The sequence below is a fragment of the Pseudomonas sp. AC532 genome, assembly GCF_979258965.1.
Window position 1 is genome coordinate 4,696,338 of record NZ_OZ409888.1, and the last position, 11,567, is coordinate 4,707,904.

Annotated in this window: 9 protein-coding genes; 6 read left to right on the forward strand and 3 right to left on the reverse strand. The window is 63.0% G+C overall.

Annotation, left to right across the window (positions count from 1 at the left end; all coding sequences use genetic code 11):
• Window positions 1–10: 10 nt before the first annotated feature.
• Both ACZ0AV_RS21860 and ACZ0AV_RS21865 read left to right on the forward strand, forming a co-directional pair.
• Window positions 11–532 (forward strand): DUF6586 family protein, encoded by a 522-nt coding sequence (locus tag ACZ0AV_RS21860; protein ID WP_499152960.1) that lies wholly within the window; start codon window positions 11–13, stop codon window positions 530–532.
• 113 nt (window positions 533–645) lie between these two features.
• Window positions 646–879: a hypothetical protein gene (locus tag ACZ0AV_RS21865; RefSeq protein ID WP_499152961.1), complete on the forward strand. Its 234-nt coding sequence runs from the start codon at window positions 646–648 to the stop codon at window positions 877–879.
• Window positions 880–1,096: 217 nt separating this feature from the next.
• Here the strand turns inward: ACZ0AV_RS21865 and sulA are convergent, their stop codons facing one another.
• Together sulA and lexA are read right to left on the reverse strand one after the other, a co-directional pair.
• Window positions 1,097–1,555, reverse strand: coding sequence for an SOS-induced cell division inhibitor SulA (gene sulA, locus ACZ0AV_RS21870; protein WP_499152962.1), 459 nt, complete (start codon window positions 1,553–1,555; stop codon window positions 1,097–1,099).
• A 10-nt stretch (window positions 1,556–1,565) separates the two neighbouring features.
• The gene (gene lexA, locus ACZ0AV_RS21875) at window positions 1,566–2,177 is read right to left on the reverse strand and encodes a transcriptional repressor LexA (RefSeq protein ID WP_499152963.1); all 612 of its coding nucleotides are present in this window, start codon (window positions 2,175–2,177) and stop codon (window positions 1,566–1,568) included.
• A gap of 266 nt (window positions 2,178–2,443) precedes the next feature.
• On the opposite strand from lexA, the gene ACZ0AV_RS21880 reads away from it, so the two are divergent.
• Window positions 2,444–3,148, forward strand: coding sequence for a TetR/AcrR family transcriptional regulator (locus ACZ0AV_RS21880; RefSeq protein WP_499152964.1), 705 nt, complete (start codon window positions 2,444–2,446; stop codon window positions 3,146–3,148).
• A gap of 242 nt (window positions 3,149–3,390) precedes the next feature.
• Window positions 3,391–4,389: a beta-N-acetylhexosaminidase gene (gene nagZ, locus ACZ0AV_RS21885; protein ID WP_499153423.1), complete on the forward strand. Its 999-nt coding sequence runs from the start codon at window positions 3,391–3,393 to the stop codon at window positions 4,387–4,389.
• 436 nt (window positions 4,390–4,825) lie between these two features.
• Here nagZ and mfd read toward each other — a convergent pair whose 3' ends face one another.
• Window positions 4,826–8,269, reverse strand: a complete 3,444-nt coding sequence (gene mfd, locus ACZ0AV_RS21890) for a transcription-repair coupling factor (protein WP_499152965.1) — start codon at window positions 8,267–8,269, stop codon at window positions 4,826–4,828.
• Between the two features lie 152 nt (window positions 8,270–8,421).
• Here mfd and ACZ0AV_RS21895 point away from each other — a divergent pair, with 152 nt between their 5' ends.
• Complete coding sequence (locus tag ACZ0AV_RS21895) at window positions 8,422–9,870, forward strand: glyceraldehyde-3-phosphate dehydrogenase (RefSeq protein WP_499152966.1); 1,449 nt, start codon at window positions 8,422–8,424, stop codon at window positions 9,868–9,870.
• A gap of 358 nt (window positions 9,871–10,228) precedes the next feature.
• Window positions 10,229–11,566, forward strand: a complete 1,338-nt coding sequence (locus tag ACZ0AV_RS21900; RefSeq protein ID WP_499152967.1) for a Na(+)-translocating NADH-quinone reductase subunit A — start codon at window positions 10,229–10,231, stop codon at window positions 11,564–11,566.
• The last annotated feature ends 1 nt before the right edge of the window (window position 11,567 follow it).

Sequence of the window (11,567 nt, forward strand, 5' to 3'; positions counted from 1 at the left end):
AGGAGTGCATATGGCAGGCGAACTGTATACCCGCACCAACCAGAAGATTTTCTATGCCGGGCTCGCGTTGGAGTCCTGGCAGAAGGCCGAGCAGGGCCGGGCGATGAATGCCCAGGCGCTGGTGCAGGCCGAGCGCGAGGCCACGCTGTTTCACCTGTACGGTGCGCTGCTCGGGCTTTGCCACGAGATCGCCGGCTACTATCGGCTGCCTAACGGCAGTGCGTCGCGTGCCGAGGTGCTGCTGGATCGCCAGAGCCTGGCCACCGCGCCAAGCCCCGAGCTGGCAGAGTTGGTCGAGCTTGCGGAGCACCCGCATACCTGGCTTGGTCAGTTGCTGGCAGCCCACGCTGCGTTGTTTCAGCCACCGCGCGCGCAGCGTGAAGCCAAGGCAGATCCTGCCGCGGCCACGCTGATCGAGGCTGTGAGCCTGGACCGCGAGGTGCCACCGCTCGCCCGGGATACGCTGGAGAGCTGGCGGCAGGAACTGAAGGCCCTGGCGCAGCGTTTTCGAGTTGGCCTCAGCGAGTGGTGAGCAGCCGGGCCGCCGATCAATGAACAACCCGTTCAGCGCCTGGCGGCTTATTGGTCAGACGATTGAACGGAGCGGCTGCTACAATGGGCGGCCCTATCTGGAGAATCCGAGACATGTCTACTTCCTTCCTTGAAATCGTCGAATTGCCCGATGGGCGTATCGCCCTGCGTCGAGCCGACGATGAGGAAGCGCTGGTGGTGTTGGATTTTTCCGATGATGCCAAGGCCTTTCTCCAGGGCCAGCACGTGGAGGTCGCCAAGGCGATGCTCAACGTCGGCGTGCAGATGGCCGGGAAAATGGCCGAAGGCGATTTCGAACAGGAAGATGAGCCGCGCGTCCTGCACTGATTGGGCTTGTAGCGCTATCGAAACCTGACTAGCTGACGGGTATCGCCCCGGCGCCAAGGCACTTGCTGCCGTGGCGTGCATTGCCATGGTTCATTTCATTCACCACGGTATACGGCGCTTGCGCGAGCTTGGGTGCTCATGAGAGGCGTACCGCCGTTGGCGGCAGTATCGCTCCTGTTCGCAGCTCTCGGCGCGCCTTGCTACCTGGCGCTGCGCTTCAGCCGAGGCTGATGTTCAGGCTTTGTGCCTTGCCGGTGTGTGCAGCGCTCTCCAGCTGCTGGCGCGCATGCGGGGGCAGTGGCTGCAGCCAACTGACGACCGTATGGCTACGACCAAGCTTGAGGGCTTCCTGGGCCAGCTGCAGGGCACTCTGGCTGTTGCGCGGGTGCAGCAGTAAAATGCGCTCGCGGTTCAGGCCGGCATCGCGTAACCAACTTTGCGTGAGGCTGGCCGGTGGCGCGATCAGCGTCAGCCAGCGATCGTCATCCTTCTCGCTCAACTCCCGCAGCATTGGCGCCAGCAGCGTGAGGCAGTGGCCTGCAGCGCCTCTCAGTGATACCTCGCTGAAAGTGGTCTGGTGGGAGATCGGTTCGGGTTCGGCCGGCGGCACCGTCGATGCCAGAAAAGCGTCGAACAGGGGCAGCTGGGTGCGGCTCAGCGACTGCGGGAACTGCATAAAGCCTCCATTAACGGCGTATCACGCCGACACTCAAGCCTTCGATAATCAGGTCCTGCTCTTCCAGGTTCACCTCGATCGGGGCGAACTCGGGGTTTTCCGCCAGTAGCCAGACGGTATTGCCTTCACGCTTGAAACGCTTGACCGTGACTTCGTCGTCGATGCGCGCAACCACCACCTGGCCGTTGCGGGCTTCGCTGGTGGTGTGCACCGCGAGCAGGTCGCCGTCGATGATGCCGATGTCCTTCATGCTCATGCCGCGAACACGCAACAGGTAGTCGGCCCTGGGGCGGAAGAAGTCCGGGTTTATCCGGCAGGCTTCCTCTATGTGCTGTTGCGCCAGGATCGGCGCGCCGGCGGCGACACGGCCAATTACCGGCAGCCCATCTTCTTCGGTCTGGTTGGGTTCGAAGCCGGGGATACGGATGCCGCGCGAGGCACCCGGCGTCATTTCGATCGCGCCCTTGCGGGCCAGCGCCTTGAGGTGTTCCTCTGCGGCATTGGGCGATTTGAAGCCCAGTGCCTGGGCAATCTCCGCGCGGGTCGGCGGATAGCCGTTGTCTTCCAGGCACTGCTTGATGAAGGCGAGGATTTCAGCTTGGCGGGACGTGAGCTTGATCATGTGGGTGGCTCTGTCTTTTTATACAGTGACTGGGATTATATACAGTAAGCGACGCTTGGCAATCCTTGTCGTGTCCCCTTGGCGATTTATCGGCTGCTGATAAATGATGCACAACGGGCTATGCTCTGGCAGCTTTGTACTGTCGCATGCGCGCCGCTGACGCCATCGCCGAAGGGTGACCGGGCATTCAGAATCCGCCCCGCGCGACTTGACAGGTGAGCAGTCTGAAACGTATGTTTCAAACACTTGTTTGTCGGGTGGATGTCATGGCGCAATCGGAAACCGTTGAACGCATTCTTGATGCCGCGGAACAGCTGTTCGCGGAAAAGGGGTTCGCCGAGACGTCGTTGCGCCTGATCACCAGCAAGGCCGGCGTCAACCTGGCGGCCGTCAACTACCATTTCGGCTCCAAGAAGGCCTTGATCCAGGCGGTGTTCTCACGTTTTCTCGGGCCGTTCTGCGCCAGCCTGGAGCGCGAGCTCGACAAGCGCCAGAGCAAGCCCGGCGTGACATTCAGTCTCGAAGAACTGCTCGAGCTGCTGGTCGAGCAGGCGCTGGCGGTCAAGCCACGCAGCGGTAACGACCTGTCGATCTTCATGCGTCTGCTGGGCCTGGCCTTCAGTCAGAGCCAGGGCCATCTGCGCAAGTACCTCGAAGAGGTCTACGGCAAGGTGTTTCGTCGCTACATGCTGCTGGTGCATGAAGCGGCGCCCGGCATTCCTCCGCTCGAGCTGTTCTGGCGTGTGCACTTCATGCTTGGCGCCGCGGCGTTCAGCATGTCGGGCATCAAGGCCCTGCGGGCCATGGCGGAGAGCGATTTTGGCGTGGATACCTCGATCGAGCAGGTCATGCGCCTGATGGTGCCGTTCCTGGCCGCCGGCATGCGCTCCGAAAGCGGCGTGACCGACCCGCGACTGGCGGCTGCGCAGCTCATCCCTCGAAGCAAAACCCCACCCATCATCAAGGCTTGATCGCTGGCGCCCGGCTTGCGGCGTGGTTGTCGCAGCCATAAGCTTGCGCCTGCGATGCCGATCACCCCGATGTGACGCGAGTGCGGTGCGTTCGCCGCGCCGGTTCGCTACAAGGAACCTGTATGCGTCTCGCTGTCCGATGTTGAGCCTGCCCATGCTGTTTCCCGGCGACCTGTTTAAAGCGTGACTCGCTGTGGGCACTGCTGTCACTGAATGAAGGAATACCTGCTGTGAGTACACCCCTGTATGGCTCCCTGATGGTGGATATCGCCGGTACCTGGCTGACTGCCGAGGACCGGCAGTTGCTGCGTCAGCCCGAAGTTGGCGGCCTGATCATCTTCGCCCGCAATATCGAGAATGCCCGGCAGGTGCGTGAGTTGTGCCAGGCGATCCGTGCGGTACGCCCGGATCTGCTGCTGGCGGTCGACCAGGAGGGCGGCCGGGTGCAGCGCCTGCGAGAAGGTTTCGTGCGCTTGCCGGCGATGCGCGCCATCGCGGGCTGCGCAGATGCCGATGGCCTGGCCCTACAGTGCGGCTGGGTGATGGCGACCGAGGTGCTCGCTGCAGGGCTGGACCTGAGCTTCGCCCCGGTGCTCGACCTGGATCATGAGCGCAGCGCGGTGGTTGGTCATAGAGCATTCGAGGGCGACCCGGAGCGTGCTACCCAGTTGGCCGGCGCCTTTATACGCGGCATGGCGCAGGCGGGTATGGCGGCGACTGGCAAGCATTTCCCAGGTCATGGTTGGGCCGAAGCCGATTCCCATGTGGCGATTCCAACCGACGAGCGCAGCCTGGATGAAATCCGCCAGAACGATCTGCGACCTTTCGCGGCCTTGAGTCGTGACCTGGCAGCGGTGATGCCGGCCCACGTCATCTACTCCCAGGTCGATAACCAGCCGGCCGGGTTCTCACGCCGCTGGCTGCAGGACATCCTGCGCGGTGAGTTGGGTTTCGAGGGCGTGATTTTCAGTGACGATCTGTCGATGGCCGGCGCCCATGTGGTCGGCGATGCGGCCAGTCGCATCGAAGCAGCGCTGACGGCTGGCTGCGACATGGGGCTGGTGTGCAATGATCGAGCGGCGGCGGAGCTGGCGCTAACGGCAGCGCAGCGTCTTGGGGTCGTGGCGCCGAAAGGCCTGGAGCGTATGCGTCGCCGCGCTTTCCCTGGCGTCGACTATCGCCAGAATCCGCGCTGGGCGCAGGCACTCTCTGCGTTGCGAGCTGCGCAGCTGGTGGAGTGAGGCGAACTTCCGCTTAGTGGCGGTAGCGGTCGTTCACGATCGTGGGAGGAGCTCTAGGCGTAGGGTGGACGACGCTTCATCCGTCCACCGCTTTGCGATCGCAATGGTGGATGAAAAAAGCGCCATCCACCCTACGTCTACCTGGGATGCGCGCAGATGATGCGTAACCTACGAATGGTGGGAGCGGGCGGGGACGCCCAGTTGTTCATGCACGCGAATCGCGGGCACGGCCCGCTCGCACAGTCGTAGGGTGGACGGCGCTTCACCTACGCGGCCCGACCCGTCCACCGCTCTGCAACCGCAATGGTGGACAAAAAGAGCGTTGTCCACCCTACGCAGTGATCGGCTGCTTCTGCCTTACAGCAGTCGCTTAAGCGACGTCTTCAATCACCCACGCCACAAACAATCAGGGCCGCATGTGCGGCCCTGACTCGTCTCAGCTCTGTACGGTCGCCAGCAGGCGTTCCAGCAAGGCTTCCAGCGTATTGAAACGTTCTTCCGGCCGCTCCATGGGAAGGGAGAAACGGAACAGCGTGGCGCCTTCGAACTTGTAGCGATTCGGCGCGCTCTGGATCAGCTTGATCAGCGTCAGCGGATCGACCGGTGTTTCCGCCGCGAACTCGATACGCCCGCCTTGCGGGCCGGCATCGATCTTCTTGATGCCCAGGCGCTCGGCCTGCAGCTTGAGCAGGGTGATGCGCACCAGATGCTTGGCCGGCTCGGGGAGCAGGCCGAAGCGGTCGATCATTTCCACTTGCAGCTCTTTCAGGCCGTCTTCATCAACGGCGTTGGCGATGCGCTTGTAGAGGATCAGGCGGGCGTGCACGTCGGGCAGGTAGTCCTCGGGAATCAGTGCCGGGACGCGCAGGTTGATTTCCGGGCCGCCGCCCAGTGGTTGGTCGAGGTTCGGCTGCTCGCCCTTGCGGATCGACTTCACCGCGCGCTCGAGCATTTCCATGTAGAGGGTGAAGCCGACCGCCTGGATCTGCCCGCTCTGGCCGTCGCCGAGCAGCTCGCCGGCACCGCGGATTTCCAGGTCGTGGGTGGCGAGCACAAAGCCCGCCCCGAGGTCCTGGGCATTGGCGATGGCCTCGAGGCGCTTCTGCGCGTCGTCTGTCATCTGCTTGCGCGGTGGCGTCAGCAGGTACGCGTAGGCCTGGTGGTGGCTGCGGCCGACGCGGCCGCGCAGTTGGTGCAGCTGGGCCAGACCGAACTTGTCGGCGCGCTCGATGATGATGGTGTTGGCGCTCGGTACGTCGATACCGGTCTCGATGATGGTCGAGGCGATCAGCACGTTGAAGCGCTTGTGGTAGAAGTCGCCCATCACCTGTTCCAGTTCGCGCTCGTGCATCTGCCCGTGGCCGATGCCGATACGTGCTTCGGGCACCAGTTCGGCGAGGTCTGCCGCGCACTTCTCGATGCTCTTCACGTCGTTGTGCAGGTAGTACACCTGGCCACCGCGCAGCAGCTCGCGCAGCAGCGCCTCCTTGATGGTCGGCTTGTTCTGCTCCATGACGAAGGTGCGCACCGACAGGCGGCGTGCGGGCGGCGTGGCGATGATCGACAGGTCGCGCATACCGGCGACGGCCATGTTCAGGGTGCGCGGAATCGGCGTGGCGGTGAGGGTGAGAATGTCCACCTCGCTGCGCAGTGCCTTGAGCGCTTCCTTCTGGCGTACGCCGAAGCGGTGTTCTTCGTCGATGATCACCAGGCCCAGGTTCTTGATCTTGACGTCATCCTGCAGCAGCTTGTGGGTGCCGATGATGATGTCGATCTTGCCGTCGGCCAATTGCTCGATGGCGGCGCTGACTTCCTTGGCGCTCTTGAAGCGGCTCATCACTTCCACCGTTACCGGCCAGTCGGCGAAGCGGTCGCGGAAGCTGTTGTAGTGCTGCTGGGCGAGCAGTGTGGTGGGCACCAGGATCGCGACCTGGCGACCGCCGTGCACGGCGATGAAGGCGGCGCGCATGGCCACCTCGGTCTTGCCGAAGCCGACGTCGCCGCACACCAGGCGATCCATCGGCTTGGGCGCGAGCATGTCGTCGCGCACTGCTTCGATGGCGCTCTGCTGATCGGGGGTTTCTTCGAACGGGAAGCCGGCGCTGAAGGTTTCGTAATCGGCTTTCGGGTCGTTGAACGCATAGCCTTCGCGCGCGGCGCGGCGGGCATAGATGTCGAGCAGTTCGGCGGCAACGTCGCGCACTTGCTCGGCCGCCTTGCGCTTGGCCTTCTGCCAGACTTCCGAGCCGAGGCGGTGTAGCGGGGCGAGGGCGTCGTCGCTGCCGGTATAGCGGGCTATGAGGTGCAGGCTGGCGACCGGTACATACAACTTGGCTTCCTCGGCATACATCAGGGCGAGGAACTCGGCGGCCTGGCCATCGAACTCCATCGTCACCAGGCCCAGGTAGCGCCCCACGCCATGATCGATATGCACCACCGGCGCGCCTTCGCGCAGCTCGGTGAGGTTCTTTATCACGTTGTCGCCGGCATCGCGGGTCTTCTCGCGGCGGCGGCGTTGCATGATGCGCTGGCCGAACAGCGGGCTTTCGGCGATCAACGCGATATCGGCGAGTTGCAGGCCCTCATCGAGCGGCGCGATGGTGATGCCCAGACGCTCCTTGCCCGCGCAGAACTGCGGCCAGCCTTCGACTTCTTTGGGCTTGAGCTTGAGCCGCGCGAGCAGTTCGAGCAGCACCTCGCGGCGCCCGGCGGACTCTGCGCAGAACAGCACCCGGCCCGGGTATTCCTCGATGAAGCGGCGCAGGGCGGCCAATGGTTCGCTGGTCTTGGCCTGGATCGCTAGGTCGGGCAGGGCGCTGGCCTCGAAGCGCGTACGGCCGACGCCTGGCTCGATGTCCTCCGGGCTGATCACCACCCGCGGCCAGTCCTTCAGGCGGGCGAAGCAGTCCTCGACCGGCAGGAAGATGTCGGCGGGTGGCAGCAGCGGCCGCTCGGGATCGACGCGACGTTCCTCGTAGCGGTTGCGCGCATCGGTCCAGAACTGTTCCGCGGCCTTTTCGATGCCGGGCAACGAGAACACCTGGGTGTCCTGGGGCAGGTAGTCGAAGAGGGTGGCGGTTTCCTCGAAGAACAGCGGCAGGTAGTACTCGATACCGGCCGGGGTGATGCCGGTGGACAGGTCCTGGTAGATCGGGCAGCGCCGGAAGTCGACATCGAAGCGCTCGCGAAAGCGCCCACGGAAGTCGGTGACGGCTTTCTTCTCCAGCGGAAACTCGCGGGCCGGCAGCAGCTTGATCGACTCGACCTTGTCGATCGAGCGCTGGGTCTCCGGGTCGAAGGTGCGCAGGGTTTCGATCTCGTCGTCGAACAGGTCGATACGAAACGGCTGCTTGCTGCCCATCGGGAACAGGTCGATCAGCGCGCCACGCACGGTGAATTCGCCATGCTCGTAGACGGTATCGACATAGCGATAACCGGTGGCTTCCAGGCGCGCACGCATGTCATCGACATTGATGCGCTGACCAACATCCAGCACCAGGCTGCTACCGAGCAGAAACCGTGTGGGCGCGAGGCGATGCAGCGCCGTGGTGATCGGCACGACCAGAATGCCGTGCTTGAGCTCCGGCAGGCGGTACAGCGCGGCGATTCTCTGGGAGATGATGTCCTGGTGCGGCGAGAACAGGTCGTAGGGCAGCGTTTCCCAGTCCGGGAAGTGCAGCACCGGCAGCTCTGGCGCGAAGAAGCTCAGCTCCTGCTCCAGGCGCTCGGCGCTCTGGCTGTCGGCGGTGAGCAGCAGGGTGAAGCGTTTGGCGGAGTTGGCCGCCTCGGCGATGGCCAGGCTCAGCGCGGCACCGGGCAGGTTGCCCCAGTGTTGTTTACCGGCGGTGGCCGGCAAGGACGGCAGACGCAGTACAGGCACGGGTGGCTCGCGATTGGTAACGATTTGGCCCCCGATTGTAACTATCCGCGAGGATGACTGTCAGTGTTTCGACCGCTGCAGATTGCCGACCCCTGGCTGGGTCGTCATAATGTAGCCCCTTTTTTCAGCCCCTACATGTGGAAGGTATTGCCGTGACTCAGAAGCCCGACCAGTGTCTTGGTGAATGGATTGACCGTGAAGCTCTCGCCGAGGCGATGATTCCGCTGATTGGTCAGCTGTACCGCAACAACAACGTGGTGCTGTCGATCCATGGCCGCAGCCTGATCAACCGCTCGGTCATCGAGATTCTCAAGGCGCATCGCTTCGCCCGTCACCGTCAGGCTGACGAGAGCGGCCTGGCCGTTCACGATACCTACGCCGTACTCAAGGCCATGAGCGAGCTCAAGCTGGGCGCGGCGTCCGTCGACCTCGGCAAGATGGTCGGCAAGTTCAAGGCCGAAGGCCAGGGCCGCAGCATCGAGCAGTTCGTCAAGGACGAACTCGCCGACGTTGCTGGCCAGCAGAACGCTTCCCCGCGCAAAGGCACCGACGTCATCCTCTACGGCTTCGGCCGCATCGGCCGCCTCCTGGCGCGCATCCTGATCGAGCACACCGGTGGTGGCGACGGCCTGCGCCTGCGTGCCATCGTCGTGCGCAAGGGCGCCGAGAACGACCTGGTCAAGCGCGCCAGCCTGCTGCGCCGCGACTCGGTGCACGGCAAGTTCGATGGCACCATCACCATCGACGAAGAGAACAGCACCCTGACCGCCAACGGCAACCTGATCCAGGTGATCTATGCCAAGGACCCGTCGGCCATCGACTACACCCAGTACGGCATCAAGGACGCACTGCTGGTCGACAACACCGGCGTATGGCGTGACGCCGAAGGCCTGGGCCAGCACCTCAAGTGCCCCGGTGTCGATCGCGTGGTGCTGACCGCACCGGGCAAGGGTGCCCTGAAGAACATCGTGCACGGCATCAACCACGGCGAAATCACCGCCGAGGACAAGATCATCTCGGCCGCTTCCTGTACCACCAATGCCATCGTGCCGGTGCTCAAGGCGGTCAATGATCAGTACGGCATCGTCAATGGCCACGTCGAAACCGTTCACTCGTACACCAACGACCAGAACCTGATCGACAACTTCCATAAAGGTAGCCGTCGTGGCCGCAGCGCCGCGTTGAACATGGTCATCACCGAAACCGGTGCGGCCACCGCTGCTGCCAAGGCGCTGCCGGTGCTCAAGGGCAAGCTGACCGGCAACGCCATTCGCGTGCCGACGCCGAACGTGTCCATGGCCATTCTCAACCTGAACCTGGAGAAGGCTACGACTCGCGAAGAGATCAACGAGTACCTGCGCCAGATGGCCATGCACTCGGACCTGCAGAAGCAGATCGACTTCGTCAGCTCCCAGGAAGTGGTGTCCACCGACTTCGTGGGCTCGCGCCACGCCGGTGTGGTCGATGCCGAGGCGACCATCACCAACGACAACCGCGTGGTTCTCTACGTTTGGTATGACAATGAGTTCGGCTACAGCTGCCAGGTGGTCCGCGTAATGGAAGACATGGCCGGGGTCAACCCGCCGGCATTCCCGCGCTGATCTACCGACTGTCGCACTGCAAAAAAATGGGAGCCTTCGGGCTCCCATTTTTTTGCGTGCCCTGCGGCTTTTCGCTGCGTCTTGCGGACCGTACCCCCGCTCGACATCGCTGATGGCCTGGATATCCATGGAAGTGCACACATTTGCCATCATTCTGTTGCTCGCTGTAACGGAAGGCTAAAAAAACAAGCGCTTGGCTGGCGTCTGCTCCTCGCACAACTTTATAATTGCGCCGATTTCTTACCTGCGTTCGACATCGACACACATCCATATGCGATATGGGCGTGCGTCGACCATTTGGTTTTCAGGGGTCGGACGCATTCTAAAAAAAGCTGAAAAACAGTGGTTAGGCAAACCTATGATCAAAATAAAACATGGGCTGGACTTGCCCATCACAGGCGCGCCGGCTCAGCAGATCGAGGCAACCAGACCCGTGCGCAGCGTGGCTGTCATAGGCTTCGATTATCCGGGGATGAAGCCCACCATGGCCGTTCAGGTGGGTGACCGGGTCAAGCTGGGCCAGATTCTCTTTTCGGACAAGCAGTCCGAAGGGGTGCACTACACCGCGCCGGGAGCCGGCGTGATCAGTGCCATCCATCGCGGAGAAAAGCGTGTGCTGCAGTCGGTCGTCATCGAGCTCGATGGCGATGATCATGAGCGTTTCGCCCTGTATGCCGAGGGGCAGCTGGACAGCCTGGATGGTGCCCTGGTGCGCGAAAACCTGCAGGCCTCAGGCCTGTGGACAGCCCTGCGAACCCGGCCGTTCAGCAAAGTGCCGGCAATTGACGGCACGCCCAGTTCGATCTTCGTCACCGCTATCGACACCCATCCGCTCGCTGCCGACCCCGCCTTGATCATTGCCGAGCACGCTGCCGACTTCGCCAATGGCCTCAAGGTTCTGACCCGTCTGGCCCGGGTTTTCCTGTGCAAGGCCGCCGGCGTCAGCCTGCCGGGCGAGCAGGTCGCAGGAGTCCACACCGAGGCGTTCGCAGGCCCGCACCCTGCCGGCCTGCCAGGCACCCACATTCATTTCCTCGACCCTGTACATGCCGGCAAAAGCGTGTGGACGATCAACTATCAGGACGTCATCGCCGTCGGCAAACTGTTTACCACCGGTGAGTTGTGGGTCGAGCGCGTGGTTGCGCTGGCCGGCCCTGTGGTCGAGCGTCCGCGCCTGTTGCGCACCCGCCTGGGTGCCAACCTCACCGAACTGAGCGCCGGTGAACTGGTGCCGGGTGATAACCGCGTGGTCTCCGGTTCCGTGCTGGGCGGTCGCACGTCCCGCGGTGCTTGCGCGTATCTGGGGCGTTACCACTTGCAGGTGTCGTGCCTCAAGGAAGGCAACGATCGTGAGGTGATGCATTACCTGCGCGCCGGTGTCAACAAGCATTCGGTGCTGAACATCTTCGTTTCCAAGCTGATGGGGGCCAAGCGCTTCGCGTTTTCCACCACCACCAATGGCAGCCCGAGGGCCATGGTGCCGGTAGGCAACTACGAAACGGTGATGCCACTGGACATCCTGCCCACGCAGCTGTTGCGCTACCTGATAGTCGGCGACACGGAAAAGGCGCAGCAACTGGGTTGCCTCGAGCTGGATGAGGAAGACCTGGCGCTGTGTACCTACGTGTGTGCCGGCAAATATGAATATGGTCCGATCCTGCGGGACAACCTCAGCCGTATCGAGAAGGAGGGTTAAC

What these genes read in the sequence shown, in the direction of transcription:
- ACZ0AV_RS21860 (WP_499152960.1), top strand. Translation starts at nt 11, where the DNA reads ATGGCAGGCGAACTGTATACCCGCACCAACCAGAAGATTTTCTATGCC.
- ACZ0AV_RS21865 (WP_499152961.1), top strand. Translation starts at nt 646, where the DNA reads ATGTCTACTTCCTTCCTTGAAATCGTCGAATTGCCCGATGGGCGTATC.
- sulA (WP_499152962.1), bottom strand. Translation starts at nt 1,555, where the DNA reads ATGCAGTTCCCGCAGTCGCTGAGCCGCACCCAGCTGCCCCTGTTCGAC.
- lexA (WP_499152963.1), bottom strand. Translation starts at nt 2,177, where the DNA reads ATGATCAAGCTCACGTCCCGCCAAGCTGAAATCCTCGCCTTCATCAAG.
- ACZ0AV_RS21880 (WP_499152964.1), top strand. Translation starts at nt 2,444, where the DNA reads ATGGCGCAATCGGAAACCGTTGAACGCATTCTTGATGCCGCGGAACAG.
- ACZ0AV_RS21900 (WP_499152967.1), top strand. Translation starts at nt 10,229, where the DNA reads ATGATCAAAATAAAACATGGGCTGGACTTGCCCATCACAGGCGCGCCG.